15 protein-coding genes are annotated in these 16,849 nt (G+C 64.3%); 3 read left to right on the top strand and 12 right to left on the bottom strand.

Features of this window, described 5'->3' with window-relative positions:
* Position 1 precedes the first annotated feature (1 nt).
* Genes KBB36_RS04905 through KBB36_RS04880 form a run of 6 tightly spaced genes read right to left on the bottom strand, consistent with a single transcriptional unit; the run spans position 2 to position 6,711 of the window.
* A complete protein-coding gene (locus KBB36_RS04905; RefSeq protein ID WP_290977603.1) occupies positions 2-1,300 on the bottom strand; it encodes a 3-deoxy-D-manno-octulosonic acid transferase in 1,299 nt (432 codons plus the stop codon).
* Positions 1,297-3,210, bottom strand: coding sequence for an asparagine synthase (glutamine-hydrolyzing) (asnB, locus tag KBB36_RS04900; RefSeq protein ID WP_290977601.1), 1,914 nt, complete (start codon positions 3,208-3,210; stop codon positions 1,297-1,299). Before asnB ends, KBB36_RS04905 begins: the two co-directional genes overlap by 4 nt.
* 36 nt (positions 3,211-3,246) lie before the next feature.
* Positions 3,247-5,025, bottom strand: a complete 1,779-nt coding sequence (locus KBB36_RS04895; RefSeq protein ID WP_290977599.1) for an SLC13 family permease — start codon at positions 5,023-5,025, stop codon at positions 3,247-3,249.
* A 40-nt stretch (positions 5,026-5,065) separates the two neighbouring features.
* A complete protein-coding gene (locus KBB36_RS04890) occupies positions 5,066-5,845 on the bottom strand; it encodes a sulfite exporter TauE/SafE family protein (RefSeq protein WP_290977597.1) in 780 nt (259 codons plus the stop codon).
* Between the two features lie 9 nt (positions 5,846-5,854).
* On the bottom strand, positions 5,855-6,388 hold the full coding sequence (locus KBB36_RS04885) for a rhodanese family protein (protein WP_290977595.1): 534 nt from the start codon (positions 6,386-6,388) through the stop codon (positions 5,855-5,857).
* Positions 6,385-6,711, bottom strand: coding sequence for a metalloregulator ArsR/SmtB family transcription factor (locus KBB36_RS04880; RefSeq protein WP_290977593.1), 327 nt, complete (start codon positions 6,709-6,711; stop codon positions 6,385-6,387). Before KBB36_RS04880 ends, KBB36_RS04885 begins: the two co-directional genes overlap by 4 nt.
* An 81-nt stretch (positions 6,712-6,792) precedes the next feature.
* Here KBB36_RS04880 and KBB36_RS04875 point away from each other — a divergent pair, with 81 nt between their 5' ends.
* On the top strand, positions 6,793-7,653 hold the full coding sequence (locus KBB36_RS04875) for an MBL fold metallo-hydrolase (protein WP_290977591.1): 861 nt from the start codon (positions 6,793-6,795) through the stop codon (positions 7,651-7,653).
* On the opposite strand, the gene KBB36_RS04870 is transcribed toward KBB36_RS04875, so the two are convergent.
* Both KBB36_RS04870 and KBB36_RS04865 read right to left on the bottom strand, forming a co-directional pair.
* The gene (locus KBB36_RS04870) at positions 7,650-8,162 is read right to left on the bottom strand and encodes a 2,4'-dihydroxyacetophenone dioxygenase family protein (RefSeq protein ID WP_290977589.1); all 513 of its coding nucleotides are present in this window, start codon (positions 8,160-8,162) and stop codon (positions 7,650-7,652) included. The genes KBB36_RS04875 and KBB36_RS04870 overlap by 4 nt on opposite strands.
* A gap of 10 nt (positions 8,163-8,172) precedes the next feature.
* Positions 8,173-8,904 (bottom strand): SDR family NAD(P)-dependent oxidoreductase, encoded by a 732-nt coding sequence (locus KBB36_RS04865; protein WP_290977587.1) that lies wholly within the window; start codon positions 8,902-8,904, stop codon positions 8,173-8,175.
* A 180-nt stretch (positions 8,905-9,084) separates the two neighbouring features.
* Between KBB36_RS04865 and KBB36_RS04860 the strand changes: the two genes are divergently transcribed.
* Positions 9,085-10,374 carry an NCS2 family permease gene (locus tag KBB36_RS04860; RefSeq protein ID WP_290977585.1) on the top strand — a complete coding sequence of 430 codons (1,290 nt, stop codon included), beginning with the start codon at positions 9,085-9,087 and terminating at the stop codon, positions 10,372-10,374.
* Here KBB36_RS04860 and KBB36_RS04855 read toward each other — a convergent pair.
* Entirely contained in the window at positions 10,371-11,288 is a 918-nt protein-coding gene (locus tag KBB36_RS04855; protein ID WP_290977583.1) for an EamA family transporter, read from the bottom strand. The genes KBB36_RS04860 and KBB36_RS04855 overlap by 4 nt on opposite strands.
* A 178-nt stretch (positions 11,289-11,466) precedes the next feature.
* Between KBB36_RS04855 and KBB36_RS04850 the strand changes: the two genes are divergently transcribed.
* Entirely contained in the window at positions 11,467-12,222 is a 756-nt protein-coding gene (locus KBB36_RS04850) for an ABC transporter substrate-binding protein (protein WP_290977580.1), read from the top strand.
* Here KBB36_RS04850 and KBB36_RS04845 read toward each other — a convergent pair.
* Genes KBB36_RS04845 through KBB36_RS04835 form a run of 3 tightly spaced genes read right to left on the bottom strand, consistent with a single transcriptional unit; the run spans position 12,203 to position 16,553 of the window.
* Positions 12,203-13,894 carry an ATP-binding protein gene (locus KBB36_RS04845; RefSeq protein ID WP_290977578.1) on the bottom strand — a complete coding sequence of 564 codons (1,692 nt, stop codon included), beginning with the start codon at positions 13,892-13,894 and terminating at the stop codon, positions 12,203-12,205. The genes KBB36_RS04850 and KBB36_RS04845 overlap by 20 nt on opposite strands.
* 9 nt (positions 13,895-13,903) lie before the next feature.
* A complete protein-coding gene (locus KBB36_RS04840; protein WP_290977576.1) occupies positions 13,904-14,419 on the bottom strand; it encodes a chemotaxis protein CheW in 516 nt (171 codons plus the stop codon).
* Between the two features lie 16 nt (positions 14,420-14,435).
* Complete coding sequence (locus tag KBB36_RS04835; RefSeq protein ID WP_290977574.1) at positions 14,436-16,553, bottom strand: methyl-accepting chemotaxis protein; 2,118 nt, start codon at positions 16,551-16,553, stop codon at positions 14,436-14,438.
* Between the last annotated feature and the right edge of the window lie 296 nt (positions 16,554-16,849).

The following is a 16,849-nucleotide window of genomic DNA, read 5'->3' as shown; positions in this document are numbered from 1 at the left end:
GTCAGGCTTCCTCCGCTTTTTTGATTTCCAGCCGTTGCAGCACGGCGGCCTCGATCTCATCCAGCACCGCGCGGCGCTCGCTGGCATAGGCGCGGCCGGCTGCGCCCATGGCTTGCAGCTTTGCAGGATTGCCCAGCAGTTCAGCCAGACCGGCAGCAATGCCGGCCGCATCCTCGGCCTGCAAGGCGGCCTGGCGTTGCAGCAGGTCGGCGCTCAGTTCCGCAAAATTGAACATATGCGGGCCGAACAATACCGCAGCACCCAGCCGGGCCGGCTCCAGCGGATTCTGGCCGCCATGCGGGATCAGCGAGCCGCCCATCACAACGACCGGGCAAAGCCGATACCACAGGCCAAGTTCGCCCAGCGTATCGGCGATATGTATCTGCGTATCCGCCGTGATGGCTTCGCCGGCTGAGCGACGGCTGACGCGGAAGCCGGCGCCGCGCAGCGTTTCGGCCAGGGCAGCGCCGCGTTCGGGATGGCGTGGCACGATCAGGCCCAGCAGATCGGGAATCTGCGCTGCCAGCTGGCGCTGGATGGTGATGATGGCGGCTTCATCGCCGGGATGGGTGCTGGCCATCAGCCAGCGTGGCCGTTGCGCCAGTGTTGCCTGCAAGTCGGCAAGCTGCGCCACGTCAGCCGGCAGCGGCGGCGCGGCCTGTTTCAGATTGCCGATACAGCGCACATCACGGGCGCCGAGTTGGCGGAAACGCTCGCCATCGGCGGCGCTCTGGGCGTAGATGGTCTCGAAGGCACCGAGCAGCCAGCGCGCCGTGCCGGGCAGCCTGGCCCAGCGCCGCGCCGAGCGTTCCGATAGCCGGCCGTTCAGCAGCAGCGCCGGAATGCCGCGTTGCGCCAGATTGCCCAGCAGCCCGGGCCATAATTCGCTTTCGCTCCACAGCACCAGATCCGGGCGCCAATGGTTCAGGAAGGCATCCACCGGCCCGGGCAGGTCCACCGGCAGGAATTGATGCAGCAATCCCGGTGCCCGCGCCGCCACCAAAGCTGCCGAGGTTACTGTGCCGGTGGTGAGCAGCAGCGTCAGCCCGGGCTGGGTTGTTTGCAGCCTTTCCAGCAGCGGCAGCAAGGCCATCGCTTCGCCCACACTGGCGGCATGGCTCCAGATCAGCCGGCCGGCTGGGCGCGGCAGGCTGGCGCTGCCAAAGCGTTCCGGCAGCCGGGCCGCATCTTCCTTGCCACGCGCCACGCGACGTTGCAGCCACAGCCGGATGCCGGGGGCGATAACATGGCCGATGCCGCGCCACAGGCCGGCGCGCCAATCCGGCGCCGCCTGGCTCATTGTTTCAACCAGTGGCGCTGCCAGGCTTGCAGCATCAGCACGCCCCATAGGCCATATTGCCGGTTGGCGCGGCCGCTTTGATGTTCGGCCCAGGCCCGGCGGATCGGATCGGGCAGCAGCAGGCCGGTTTCAGCCAAGGCCGCCGGGCTGAGCAGATCCTCGGCCCAGTCACGCAAGGGGCCACGCAGCCAGTCGCCAATCGGCACCGCAAAGCCGCTTTTGGGGCGATCCGTCAGTTCTGGCGGCACATGGCGCGCCAGCAGGCGGCGCAGCATATGCTTGCCCCGGCCATGGCGCAGTTTGAACGCCGTGGGCAGGGCCAGGCCAAAGCTCAAGACACGATGATCCAGCAACGGCACGCGGGCTTCCAGCGCCACCGCCATGGTGGCGCGGTCCACCTTGGTCAGCACATCGTCATGCAGGTAACTTTCGGCATCCAGCCGTTGCAGATAACCCACGATGTCTTCACGGTCGCGCTGCGGCGGCAGGGCTGGCGGCGCGGTCGGGTCCAGCAGCAGGGCGGCGGCATCGGGCCATTGCTCCACCAGCGGGCGGTAATATTGCTCCAGCGTTTCGGCGCCCAGGGTGCCGGCCAGCTTGTGCAGCTTTTCGCCCAGTTGCGGCGGGCGCAAGGCCGCCGGCAGCAGCCGGGCCAGCGCTTCCCATTGCCGTGGCGCCAGCAGGCGCAGGCTGCCGGCCAGGCCATGACGCAGGGCACCGGGCCAGGTGGCGTAATTCTGCCAGCGCGGCGCCATCACATGGCGGTTATAGCCGGCAAAGCCTTCGTCGCCGCCATCGCCGGAAAGCGCCACCGTGACATGCCGGCGGGTCAGCCGCGCCACCAGATAGGTCGGGATTTGCGAGGCATCGGCAAAGGGTTCGTCATAGATTTCCGGCAAGCCGGGAATCACTTGCAGGGCTTCGGCCGGTGTCACCCTAAGGGTGGTGTGATCACAGCCGAGATGCCGCGCCACGGCGGCGGCGGCATCGGATTCATCATAGCCGGCCTCGGCATAGCCGATGGTGAAGGTTTTCACCGGGCGGCTGGCCTCGGCCTGCATCAGCGCCGCCACCAGGCTGCTATCGATGCCGCCGGAAAGAAAGGCGCCCAGCGGCACATCGGCAATCATGTGGTCGCGCACGGTGCTGCGCAGTAATTCGTAAAGCTGCTGTTCGGCCTCGGCCTCGGCCTCATTATCAAAGCGCGGCTCGGCGGCCACCGCATCGGCCAGGTGCCAATAGCGGCTTTCGGCGGCGGGCTGGCCCGGGCGTTTCACCAGCAGGCCGCCCGGCGGCAGCTTGTGCAGGCCCTGCCAGATCGACAGCGGGGTTGGGATATAGTTGAAGCGCAGGAAGGCCGCTGCCGCTTCCGGGTTCAGCCGGCGCTGCCAGCCGGGCAGGGTGGTAAAGGCGCGCGGTTCGGAAGCAAAGGCCAGCCCGTCGCGGCCATGGGCGCACCAGTAAAGCGGCTTGATGCCGATGCGGTCACGCGCCAGGGTCAGGCTCTGCTCATGATGGTCCCACAGCGCCAGGGCGAACATGCCGTGCAGCCGGTGCAGGCACGGCTCCAGGCCCCAGGCCTCAATGCCGGCCAGCATCACTTCGGTATCGGAATGGCCACGAAACCGGGCGCCCAGGGCTTCCAGTTCGCGCCGCAGCGCCTGGAAATTATAGATTTCGCCGTTATAGGTCAGCATATAGCGGCCTGAGGCCGAGGCCATTGGCTGCCGACCCAGCGGCGACAGGTCGATGATGCTGAGCCGGCGCTGGCCCAGGGCAATGCCGGCATCCACCCACACATCGCCATCATCCGGGCCGCGATGGCGCAGGCTGGCAGTCATCGCCGCCACGATGGCGCGCAGATGCTCCGCGTTACGATCAGGATAGAGCAGGCCGGCTATGCCGCACATGCGCGGACCTTAGAATTTGCCAGCCGATAAGACAAGTTAGAGCGGCCAGAAGATCGGGATCAGCACCAGGGCGGCCAGCAGGGAGACAATTTCCAGCGGCAGGCCCAGGCGCCAGTAATCACCAAAGCGGTAGCCGCCCGGCCCCATCACCAGCAGGTTATTCTGGTGCCCGATGGGGGTGAGGAAGGCGCAGGTGGCGCCCACCACCACACCCATCAGGAAGGCATCGGGGTTCACCTCCAGGCGCTGTGCCAGGTCAATCGCCAGCGGCGCCATCAGCACGGCGGTGGCGGCATTGTTGAGGATGTCTGAAACCAGCATGGTCACGATGATGACAATCGCCAGCAGCCAGATCGGCGCCAGGCTACCGGCCAGGCCGGCCACCAGATCAGCGATCAGGCCGGTGGTGCCGGTGGCTTCAAAGGCATCGCCCACCGGCATCATGGCCGCCAGCAGCACGATCACTGAGATGTCGATGGCGCCATAGGCTTCGCGCAGTGACAGGCGCCCGGTGAGCAGCAGGGCGATGGCACTGCCGGCCAGGCAGATTTCAGCCGGCGCCAGGCCGATAGTGAGGGCGGCCAGTCCGGCCAGGGCGATCAGCAATGTGGCAATGGCGCCGGGTTTGGGCCGCAGGCTCAATTGCCGCCCGGCCAGCGGCAGCAGGCCAAGCTGCGCCATGGTTTCCTCCACCCGGTTGGCTTCGCCTTGCAGCAACAGCACATCGCCGGTGGCAAAGCGCCAGTTGCGCAGGCCACGGAACTGGCTGGCATCGGCGCGCGAAACACCCAGCAGGTTGACCTGATGGCGCTGGCGCAGCCGCAGGTCCAGCACGCTCTGGCCCTCAATCTCGGCGCCCGGCCGCACTACCGCCTCGGCGACATGCAGGTTGCCGGTCTTGGCATCCTCCAGCACGGCATGTTTCGGCTTCAGCAGCATCAGGCCAAGCTCGCGCAGCGTGTCGCCCAGCATGTTTGGTGCCGTCTCGATCAGCAGCATGTCGCCTTCACGCACCACGGTCCATTGCGCCGCCGAAGGGATGGTGACACTGCCGCGCAGCAGGCCGATGATCTCGGCATCCTGGCCGTCCAGCTTTTCGATCGCCACATGCAACGGCTGGCCGATCAGGCTCGAACCTGGTGCCACGCTGGCCTCAATCAGATATTCGCCAATCGTGTCGCTGCCATCACTTTTCGCCACCGGGCTGCGCTGCGGCACCAGCCGCCAGCCGATCAGCACGGTGTAGATCAGCCCGGCCAGGGCCACACCGCCGCCCACCATTGCAAAATCAAACAGATGGAACGGCTCGCCCAGCTTGTCGGCGCGGATGCCGGAAATGATCACATTCGGCGGCGTGCCGATCAGGGTCAGCAGGCCGCCCAGCATGGTGGCAAAAGACAGCGGCATCAGCGCCATGCTGGGCGATTGCCCGGCACTGGCGCAAACCGCGATGGCTACCGGCATCACCATTGCCAGCGCTGCCACATTATTCATGAAGCCGGAAGCAATGGCTGCTGGCAGCAACAGCAGCAGCAACAGCAGCGACGGGCTTTTCACCCCGCGCGTGATGCGCAGGGCCACGCCATCCAGGATACCGGTGGCAGCCACGGCGCGGCTGATCACCAGCGCAGCCGCCACGGTGATCACCGCCGGATGGCCAAAACCCAGGAAGGCACGTTCAAACGGCACCAGGCCAAACAGCAAGGCGGCAAACAGCACCAGCAAAGCCACCAGATCGTGGCGCCAGCGGCCCCAGGCGAACAGGCCGAGTGCGGCGGCAAGCAGAATCAGGATGGTGATCTGGTCAAAGCTCATGGCGCCAGTCTACAGGGGCGCCATGACCAACTGGAAGGCTTCAGCGCCAGCCAAGCAGGCCGGCGCTGCGCCACAGCATGTAGCCGGCCACCACAATCAACAAGCCGGCGAATAGCCGGTTGAGCAATCCGCGCTGTTGGCTCAGCCGGCCAGCCAGCCGCTGTCCCACCCAGCCGCCCAGCGCGCCGCCGAGCAGGAAAAGCCCGGCCAGCGGCCAATCGACCAGGCCGGCCAGGGCATAATTGGTTGCCGTGGTGGCACCAAAGGCGGCAACTCCCAGCAGCGACGAGCCGATGGCATTCAGCATCGCCATGCCGGAGCCAAGGATCAGCCCGGGCAGGATCAGAAACCCGCCGCCAATGCCAAAAAAGCCGGCCGCCAGCCCGGTGAGCAGGCCAAGCAGCGCCAGGCGCCAGGCTATGCGCGGCGTGATGCGCACATCCGGATCGCCGCCATCCTTGCGCTGGCGCAGCATATTGGCCGCCACCGCCAGCATCACCAGGGCAAACAGCGCCATCAGCTTCTGGCCATCCATCAGCCGGCCGGCCCAGGCGCCCAAAGCTGCCCCCAGCATGCCGCTGAGCGCAAACACGCTGGCGCAGGGCCATTTCACATTGCCGGCGCGGGCATGTGGCACCAGGTTGACCAGCGCATTGGCCGCCACCGCCACCGATGCCGTGCCGATGGCGCGATGCGGATCACTGACGCCGACGCCATAAAGCAGCAGCGGCACCGCCAGGATCGAGCCGCCGCCGCCGATCAGCCCCAAAGTGAGGCCAACCAGCGCCCCAGCCGGCACGGCTAATAATGGCAACAACATGCTTCAGGCTCAGAATTGCAGCGCGTAGCGCCGGTTCCAGGGCATCAGGCCCAGCAGGCGGGCCATGCCGCAGAAGCCGGTGATCCCGGCCACCATCAGGCCGGCGCCGACAAAACCCGACAGCGCGATGAACCAGGGCGAAACCAGCCAGGCCAGCAGCGCACCAAGCAGCGCCATGCCACCAGCGGTGATCTGCACCTGGCGCATCAGGTCGATCGGCGCCGAGCGATCAAGATGCACCGGCAGGCCGGCAGCCTTCCAGGCATCCAGGCCGCCCTTCAGGATATAAGCCTGGGCAAAGCCCTTGGCGGCAAGCTGGGCCGCATTCATGGCGGTGCGGTTGCCGCTTTTGCAATGAAACACCGCGATCTTATCCTTGTCGGCATCAAAATCATGGCGGTCAAAGGCGGAAAGCGGCGCTAGGCGGGCACCCAGAATATGCTCGCGGGCATATTCGGAAGGCTCGCGGATATCGATCAGGATGGCTTTGCCGGCATCCAGTTGCTGTTTCAGCGCGGCGGCATCAATGGTTGGCAGGGTCATGGCTCGGCTCCTTCAGGGGGGGATAGCGGCGGGCAGAATTGGCTATGCAGCAGCGCAATCAGCGCTGTCACTTTGGCATCGGCCAGCCGGTAATGAATCGATTGCCCTTCGCGCCGCGTCGCCACCAGGCCGTCATCGCGCAGCTTCTGCAAATGCTGCGACAAGGCCGACTGGCTCAGGCCAACGCGCTCGGCAAGCGCGCCCACACTGGCCTCACCTTCCACCAGCAGGCAGAGCACCAGCAGGCGTTTCTCATTGGCCAGCAGGCCAAGGAAACGGCTGGCTTCGGCGGCGGCGGCTGTCAGGTCGGAGGTGTTTGGCATCGGGAACAATCAATCATTTTAGATATTGCTAATTTAGTAAAGTCTAATATATATGTCAAGTATCGAAACGACGAGGCCGCCATGCCGCTGCACATCTCCGCGCATTTCCATGAACCAACCAACACGGTGTCGTATCTGGTGTGGGACAGCGCCACCAACCGCGCCGCTGTGATCGACCCGGTGCTGGATTTTGACGCCAAATCCGGCCGCACCGGCACGCAGAGCATCGATGCCCTGCTGGCCGAGGCCGCCAAGCGCAGCCTCAGTATCGACTGGACGCTTGAAACCCATGCCCATGCCGATCACCTCTCTGCCGCCCCGGTGGTACGCCAGCGCAGCGGCGCGCGCAGCGTGATCGGTGCTGATATCACCAAGGTGCAGAAGGTGTTCAAGCCGATCTTCGATGCGGGCGATCTGACACCGGATGGCTCGGCCTTTGATCGGCTGTTGCAAGATGGCGAAAGCCTGCCGCTGGGCAGCCTGCGGATCGAGGCGATGGCCACGCCGGGCCACACCCCGGCCTGCATGAGCTATCGCATTGAAGATGCCGTGTTTGTCGGCGACACGCTGTTCATGCCGGATTACGGTACGGCGCGCTGCGATTTTCCCGGTGGCGATGCCGCCACGTTGTATCGCTCGATCCAGCGCCTGCTTTGCCTGCCACCGGAAACACGGCTGTTTCTATGCCACGATTATAAGGCGCCGGGCCGCGATCAATATGTGTGGGAAACCACGGTGGCGGCGCAGAAGGCCGGCAACCTGCATGTGCGCGACGGCATTGACGAAGCCAGCTTCGTGGCAATGCGCCAGGCGCGCGATGCCAAGCTGGATATGCCGGCTCTGATCCTGCCTTCGGTGCAGGTGAATATCCGTGCCGGTGATTTTCCGCCCGCAGCAGAAAACGGCACGGTCTATCTGAAACTGCCGGTAAACCTGCTTTAGCGAATGAACTGATCAACAAAACCTTCGCCAAGCCCGCAAGCGATATAATGCTTGCGGCACATCTCGATCTTGCTGAACACATCCTCGTAGCCCAGCACCTTGCCCCAGGGATCAACATAGATCATGGCGCCGGTGATGTGGAATTGGGTGATCATTTCCGGGCAATCCTCGGGCACCACCAGGGTATGGGTTTCGCCTGGCGGCTCGTAGACATACGAGCCGGTTTCCGCCACCCAGTCATGTTCCAGGTAATGCCATTTGCCGCGCAGCACATGGCCATGCACCGGGCCGGGATGGCGATGGCGGCTGAGAATGCCGGCGCGACGCACGCGCAGCAGGTTGACCCAATAGCCTTGCCCGGCATGCAGGCAGAGCGGCCGGAACCAGACATTCTCGGCCTGCGGCACCCAGACCCGCTCATCCGCCGGGATGATGCCGGGCACCACAATCTCGGTATCGGCTTCCTTGGGGAAGGGCAGCTGGTAGGGCATCCGGCTGGGATCGGTCATCACATTCTCCTCAGGCAACGGCATAGCCGCCATCCACCGGCAGGATAACGCCGGTGATGAATTCGGCGGCATTGGAAGCCAGAAACAGCACGGCTTTTGCCACATCTTCGGGCTGGCCCCAGCGCCGCATCGGCGTGCGTTCCAGGATCGGGCCGCTGCGCGCCGGGTCGTCCTGCAAAGCCTGGGTCAGCGGCGTGGCGATCCAGCCCGGCGCCACGGCATTGACCCGGATGCCCTCGGCGGCCCAGGCAATCGCCAGCGACTTGGTAAGCTGCATCACGCCGCCCTTGGAAGCCGCATAAGCCGGCACCAGCGCGCCGCCGAAAAAGCTCAGCATCGAAGCGGTGTTGACAATGCTGCCGCGCTGTTTTGCCAGCAAAGGCTTGCAGGCGGTACAAAGCCGCATCGTGCCGGCCAGATTCACATCCAGCACACGCAGGAAGGTTTCGATATCATATTCGGCTTGGCGGCGGATCATGCCGGCGCAATTAACCAGCAGGTCCAGCCCGGCGCCGTCCTGCGTCAGCCGCGCCGCCAAAGCCGTCACCCCGGCCTGATCGGCCACATCCAGGGCAACAAATTCGATGCCGGTTTCTGGCGCCACGGTTTCGCCCGGCAGGCCGGTGGCAATCACGCGGGCGCCAGCATCGCGCAAAGCCAGCGCCACGCCGCGCCCGATGCCGCTGCTGCCGCCACTGACCAGGGCGGTTTTGCCGGTGAAATTATAGCTTGCCTGCGTCATCGCCCGGGTTTCCTCACATTATGTAACTGAGATATCAGATACCAATGCGGTGGGCAACATGCCGGCTCGTGCTCTATCCCATTGGCAGCCAAGGCCAAGCGGCATTACAGTTGCATGGCAAAACGAGTCGCGGTTGCAGGGGTGGCGGGGGCTGCCAGGATCGCGGCTGGGGGAATATCCATGCTCGATAGCTATTTCAAAATCACTGAGAGCGGCTCAACCATCCGCCGCGAAGTGCTGGCCGGGGTCACCACCTTTCTGACCATGGCCTATATCATCTTCGTCAACCCGATGATCCTGAAGGATGCCGGCATTGATCATGGTGCCGCCTTTGTTGCTACCTGCCTAGCGGCGGCGATTGGCACGGCGATCATGGGGCTTTACGCCAATTATCCGGTGGCGCTGGCGCCCGGTATGGGCCTGAACGCCTATTTCACCTATGGCGTGGTGCTGGGCATGGGGCATAGCTGGCAGGTGGCTTTGGGCGCCGTGTTCATCTCCGGCGTGCTGTTCATCATCCTGTCGCTGCTGCCGGTGCGCGAGGCGATCATCAATGCGATTCCAAAATCGCAGAAAATGGCGATCGGCGCCGGCATCGGCCTGTTCCTTGGGCTGATCGGGCTGAAGAATGCCGGGCTAGTGGTGGATCATCCGGCCACCCTGGTGGCTTTGGGCAAGATCGCTGCGCCCACCGCGCTGATGGCGATTGCCGGCTTCCTGGCGATTGCCGTGCTGGATCACCGCCGCGTGCCGGGCGCCATCATGATCGCCATCCTGGTGGTTTCGGCGGTCGGTATCGCGCTTGGCCTGTCGCCGTTCAACGGCATTGTTTCGGCGCCGCCCAGCTTGGCCCCCACTTTCATGCAGATGGATATCAAGGGCGCGTTTTCGCTTGGCTTGGTCGCCATCGTGTTTGCCTTCCTGTTTGTTGACCTGTTCGATACTGCCGGCACACTGGTGGCAGTGTCGCAGCGTGCCAATCTGGTTGGCCCGGATGGCAAGCTGAAGCGGCTGAGCAAGGCGTTGATGGCCGATGCGGTGGCCACCGTGGCTGGCGCCGGCCTCGGCACGTCCACCACCACCAGCTATATCGAAAGCGCTGCCGGTATCCGGGTTGGTGGCCGCACTGGCCTCACCGCCACGGTGGTGGCGGTGCTGTTCCTGCTCAGTGTGTTCTTTGCGCCGCTCGCCACGTCGATCCCGGCCTATGCCACGGCCCCGGCGCTGATCTTTGTGGCTTGTGTGATGGCTTCCAGCTTGGCGCAGATCGATTGGGAGGATGTCACCGAATACGCCCCCGCCGTGGTCACGGCAGTGATGATGCCGTTCACCTTCTCGATCGCCACCGGCATCGGCCTGGGCTTCATCACCTATGTGGCCGTCAAGCTGCTATCCGGCCGGGTGAAGGAAGTGAATGCCGTGATGGCAGTGCTGGCCGCGCTGTTTGTGATCAAGTTCGCGGTGCTTTAATGACTTAACCTGCCGATCAGGCCGAGGGCGATGCCGGCGAGCAGGATCAGCACGCCGGCTATCTCGGCCTGACCCGGCTTTTCGCGGAAGGCGAAATAGCTGAGCAGGAAGGTGAACACCATTTCCACCAGCCCCAGCATGCGTACATAGGCGGCCACCTGCAAAGCCATGGCGGTGAACCAGCCGGCCGAGCCGGCCGCCGAGGTGAAACCCACCAGCAGGCCGGGGCGCCAGGCCGCAGCCACGCGGCCAAGCTCGCCCGGCTCACGCAGCAGCAGATAGGCCAGCATCAGCGTGGTTTGCAGTATTGTGGCATAGGCCAGCGTAGTGGCGGCGGCGAGCGGGATATTGGCCGCGTCAAGCGACAGCGAGGCGGCGCGGAAGCCGATGGCGGAAACCGCAAACAGGCCGCCCGAGGCAATGCCGATCAGCGCCGAGCGTTCCGTCCAGCCAAGCAGGAAAGCGCGCAGCTTGTTGTCGCTATGCTTGAGTGAGATCAGCATCACGCCCACCGTGCCGAGCAGGATGCCAGCAACGCCAAGCTGGCTCACGGTTTCACCCAGCAGCAGCACACCAAAGATGGCGGCCTGGATCGCCTCGGTTTTGGAATAGGCGGTGCCAACCACAAAATTGCGCAACGTCAGGGCCAGAATCAGCAGGTTGGTGGCCAGGATTTGCGCCACCGCGCCAAAAGCCATCCAGGCCAGGAATTCCGGCTGCGCCGCCGGGATGGTGGCTTGGCTGATCTGCGCCACCAGCAGCAGGTAGAGCAGCGCCAGCGGCATGCCATAGACAAAGCGGGTGAAGCTGGCGCCGTTGGTGCTGAGCCGGCCCTTGAGGTGCTTTTGCAGGCCGGTGCGCAGGGTCTGGCAGGCGGCGGCCCAGATGGTGATCGGTATCCAGGCCCATTCCATGCGCGGCTTCCTTGCTGTGGATAGCGCTGGACATACGCGTTGCCGCGTTTTTGTGCAAATGAGAAAGCCGCAAGGGGGAGTTGAGCGGAATTGTCACGCCGTGGCCAAGCCTGGGGCGATTTCACTGGACGGGGATAGCTGGCTGGTTAATCTCGGGGGTGAAAACACGGTCGGAAAAATGCACCTCCTCACCACCGCCCTGTTCGCGCTGCATGTGTTGCTGGCTGGCTTGTGGCCATCGCCCGGCCATGCCCAATCCGGGCCGGTCGGCGAAACCTGGAGCATCGCGTCGGACAGCGTATTCCCGCCCTATAGCTGGCTTGATGCCGGCAAGCTCTCGGGCATGGATGTGGAGATCGTCGCCGCCCTGGTGCGCCGCGCCGGTGCCGAGCCGCGTTTTGAGCCGGCGCCGTGGAATCGTGTGCAGCAATTGCTGGAACAGGGCCGCGTTGATGCCGCGTTCCAGTTTGTCGGCCGGCCGGATCGTTTTGAGAAATACCACATGATCGGGCCGTTCCGGTTTGGCGAGACGGTTTTTGCCGTGCCGCTGGATGGTATCAGCGACTGGGAACGGCTGGAGGATTTTCAGCCTTTCAGCATCGGCGTGGTGCAGGGTTACACCTATGGCCAGGCGTTTGATCAGGCCAGTTTTCTGCGCAAGGAGAATACGGCAGGCGACAACCGGCTGCTGCTGCGCATGCTGGCAGCGCGCCGGGTGGATGCCATTATCGGTGATCGGGTCACTCTGGCCTATCTGGCGCAGCAGGAAGGCGTGCGTGACACCATTCGTTTCCTGGCCAAGCCGTTTGACCGCGTGGCGCGCTATATCGCTGTGCCGCGTGATCGGCCGGGGATCGCCGAAAGGCTGGCTGTGGCGCTGGCGCAGATGCAGGCGGATGGCTCGATTGCCGCCATCATGCGGCAATGGGAATGACGCGCTGCCGCGGAAACAGCAGGGTTGCCTCGGTACCCTGACGGGGCGCCGAGCGCAGCTCGATGCGCCCGCCATGCAGTTCGATCAGCGCGCGCACAATCGGCAGGCCTAGGCCAAAGCCATCATCCGGCCGTGCCAGCAATGCGTTGCCATGGCCGAAAGGCTCAAAGATATGCTGCTTGCGCTCCTCGGCGATGCCCTGGCCGGTATCGCTGACACAGATTGCTAGGCCATCCGGCTGTGTGGCGACCGAGATGGCGATGCAGCCGCCGGGATCACTGTATTTCACGGCATTGGACAGCAGGTTCAGCAGCATCTGGCGCAGCAGCAGCGGATCGGCTTGCAGCCGCGCGGGCGGCAGTGGGCCAACGTGGATCCGCAGCCGCTTTTTATCAGCGGCAGATTGCATCATGCACACGGCCTCGCCGATCAGGTCGCCCAACAGGCAGGGCTTTTCCTCCAGCGGCATGGCGCCGGCTTCCAGTTTGGCGATTTCCAGCACCTGGTTCACCAGGCCCAGCAGATGCTGGCCGCTGCGGTGAATATCCCGGCCATAGCCGCGATAGGTTTGGCTCAGCGGCCCCAGAATGCCGGTGGCGAGCACTTCGGAAAAGCCCAGGATCGCATTCAGCGGCGTGCGCAATTCATGGCTCATGCGGGCCATGAATTGCCGCTTGGCATTATTGGCGGCCTCGGCTGCCAGCAAGGCGCGGTGCAATTCCGCCGCTTCGGTATCGCGGCGCCGCATCAGCAGCAGCAGCAAGGCCATGAAGCCAAGGCACAGCAGGGTAGCCAGGCTGGCGAGCAGTAGTGGGCGGCGCAGGCCGTGGCGCCATCGGGCATCCAGCTCGGCAAGGTCAAGGCCAACGAATATTGTTAACGGCAGCCGCTCCAGCATGGCATAGCCGGCCAGCAGGCGTTCCACGCTCTGGCCATTATCATATTGCACCACGCCGCTGCTGCCCTTGCGCAGGCGCAGGGCCTCCAGATAGCCATCATTCAGATAACTGCCAACCACACCTCTGGGATCGGGTGCCATATGCAGCACATAGCCATCCTGGCGCAGGATGCCGATATAGGTGGGGGCGGAAAGCAGCAGGTCGCTATAGGCGGCAGTGAAATGGTCCACCGGCACGGCGCCGATGACGATGTCGACGCCATAGCCATTCGGCAGTGCCTTCATCGCCAGGGTGAGGATTTGCCGGCCCGATAGCCGGCTATGGGTGACGGCAGCAACATAAACCGTGCCTGGCTCGGCCTGGGCCAGGGCGGCAACGTAATCGCGGTTAGCCACATCGGCGGTATGCCCGGGGCCCACGCTGAGGCGCCAGATTTGGCGATCATGGCCAACAAAGCCGATATCGGCCGGATCGGGGTCGAATTGTCGCAATCGGCGCAGCGCGTCGATCAGTTCAGGCAGGGTCTGCTGGTTTTCGCTCAGGCGCAGATTGGTGCCGGCCATCAGCACCAGCACCCCTTCCAGGGTGCGGCGCATATGGGCATGCAGGGTTTTCTGCGCGCCATGCAGCTCGCGCTCGGCATACTGGCGCAGTTGTGTGCGGTGCAACAAGATGCGCTGTGCCGTGGCGCCCCAGATGCCGGCAAGCACCAGCAGGGTAAACACCACCAGCGCCGCTCGCTGCAACGAGCGGATGGAACCAAGATTGGGCATGGCTGATGCCTAGGCGGCCTGGCTGGTGAGGGCCGGCAGAGCAGGGCGTGCGCCCAGCAATTGCACCGGGTCGAGCAGTGACACCATGCGGTCGTCGCGGGTTGCCAGCGCCGCGATATAGGCATGGTCGCCAGTCAGTGCGGTGGCCGGCACTGGCTGCATGTCCTTTGGCAGCAACGACAATATGTCGGAAACCGAATCGACCAGCAGGCCGCAGACATTGTCGGCCGCCGCCACCACGATCACCACATTGGTATGGCTCGGCGCCTCGGCCTGCGCGCCCAGCTTGAGCCGCAGGTCCAGGATCGGCACCACCTCGCCGCGTAGGTTGATCACGCCGCGCATATGCGGCGCCGCGTTGGGCAGCGGGTTTTCCTGGGTCCAGCCGCGGATTTCGCGCACGGTCAGGATGTCGATGCCATAGATTTCGCTGGCGATGGCAAAGGTCAGATAGTCATGCGGCAGATTGGCATCGCCGGCATTGCCGTGGTCCGAAGCGTTATGGCCGTTGGTGATCTCGTTCATGCTGTTTTCCTCCGGCTCAGAATTCGGCCCATTCGCCATCATCGGCCGGCCTTGCGGCGGCAGCGACGGTGGTGCCGCCGGCCACTTTCAGCGCCGGGCGCTTCAGCGCTGCTGCGGCAGGCTTTTGCAGGGTGGCGGGCTTGTGCAGCACTGCCGGCTTGGCGGCATAGGTTGTCTTGGCTGCGATAGCAGGCTGTGCAGCAGCGGCGGGTTTGCCGGCGCTGTTGCCAAGGCGGAAGAAGGCCACCAGCCTGGAAAGCTGTTCGGCCTGGCTCGACAGGGCTTGCGCGGCAGCCGAGGTTTCTTCCACCAGGGCGCCGTTGCGCTGGGTGGTTTCATCCATGCTGGCCACGGCGGTGTTGATCTGGTCCAGGCCGGTGGCCTGCTCCTGGCTGGCGGCAGCGATCTCGGCCACGATATCAGCCACCTTCTTCACCGCGCTGACAATATCCTCCAGGCTGGCGCCGGCCTGCTGCACCAGGCTGGCACCCTGGCGCACCTGGCTGTTGGACTGGCCGATCAGGCTCTTGATATCCTTTGAGGCACCGGCGGAACGCTGCGCCAGGCTGCGCACTTCCTGCGCCACAACGGCGAAGCCTTTGCCCGCTTCACCGGCGCGGGCCGCTTCCACGCTGGCATTCAGCGCCAGCAGGTTGGTCTGGAAGGCGATTTCGTCGATCAGGGCCATGATCTCGGAAATCTTGCGGGCACTGTCCTCAATGCCGGCCATGGCGCGCACGGCTTCGCCCACAATGCTGCCGCCCTTATTGGCGGTCTCGCGCGCCGTGGTGGCAAGCTGGTTGGCGGCCTGGGCATTTTCGGCATTCTGCTTCACCGTGGCGGTGATCTCCTGCATCGAGGCGGCGGTTTCCTCAATGCTGGCAGCCTGGCTTTCGGTGCGCTGCGCCAGATCCTGGCTGCCGGCGGAAATCTCCGACGAGGCATCGCGCACCGCATGGGTGGCGGTGCCGAGCCGGGTGGCGAAATCGCGCAAGGTGGCGGCCATGCCATTCACACTCTGCTTCAATTCGCCGAACACACCGGCATAGTCGCCGGTCACATTGCGGTCGAGGCTGCCTTCGGCCAGTGCCGAGGTGATGCTGGCCAATTCGCCGGTCATGGTTTGCAGCATGGCGGCCAGGCTGTTGAGCTGCTGGCTCATGCTGAGCAGGAAACCTTCCTTGCCGGCTTCGTCAAGCCGGCTGTTCAGGTCGCCGGCAGCGATGCGGTCGCAAAGCTGGCTGATCTCGGTGATGGCGGATTGTTCACGGGCGGCACGCTCGGCGCGGGCGGTTTCATCGGCGCTGCGCTGCGCCTCGATCTGAGCCTCGGCTTCGGCACGCGCCACCATATTATCCTTGAACACACCAACCGCCTTGGCCATGGCGCCGATCTCGTCGCGCCGCTCGGCGCCGAGGATGCGGGTTTCCAGATCGCCGGTGGCAAGCTGGCGCATCGCCGCCGTGATGCCGCCAATCGGCCGGGTGATGGTGGCCAGCACAATCAGCAGGGCCAGGGCCAGAACCACCACAAGGCCGGCCGCCGAACCCCAGATCATGGTGGGGCGCTGGGTGTTGTAAAACACCGAGAGCGCCGTATTCATCTCCTCCACCGACTTGGCATTGCGGTCGCTTACCGTAACCAGGGTGGCGGCAATCTTCAGGCGCAGGTCGCGGTAATCCTCGCGGTCGGCTTCCAGCTGGGCGCTGATCGGGCTTTCTTCATCAGCCACCTTGGCGATGGCTTGGCGGCTCTTGATGAAGGCAACCAGCGGCTGCTTCACCTGCTTGTCAAAGGCCTCCAGGCTTTCCGGCGGCACCTTGCTCTGCCACACGTCCACCAGGGCTTCGGTTTCCTTGATCACCTTGGCTAAATCGGTGGCATAGATTTTCATTTCATCTGCATTGCGCGCCGTGTAGACCGCCCGGGTATCGCCCACCATCTGGTTGACCAGGGCATTGGTCTTCAGGCTCAGCATGGCGCGTTCAGACACTGCGGTCATGGTGTTGGATTGCGCCTCATAGCGGTCAAGGCCGTTCACGCCCATGACGCTGACGCCAATGGTGAGTGCGGCCATCAGGCCGAGTACAACAAAAATCCGCACACCAATGCTGAAACGGGATAACAGGCGCATGACTTCCCCCGGCCTTCCAAATTCTAGAAGGCGGCTACAATAGCAGAAAGGAATGCCGATGTGGCTGGATGGCGACGGTATCGCTTCGCCATCCCATCGGCGCTCTATGCGCCCCCCTTCCCGCGGAGGACGGCCACCCGTCATCCGCGAAGAATCGCGAATGCCGGTTGTGGTCTGGCGCGAAAATGCTCAAATGATGCCCTAGCGGCAATTGCAAAGAGTCGCTGGCTGCCATGCGTTTTGTTCATGGCTATTGTCTGAGTATTTCAACGTCTAGCGCCCTGATATACACAGCG

The organism is Ferrovibrio sp. (assembly GCF_017994015.1).
Lineage (GTDB): Bacteria > Pseudomonadota > Alphaproteobacteria > Ferrovibrionales > Ferrovibrionaceae > Ferrovibrio.
The sequence above is the reverse complement of the archived record's forward strand: the minus strand, read 5'-3'. Positions and strand labels throughout refer to the sequence as shown.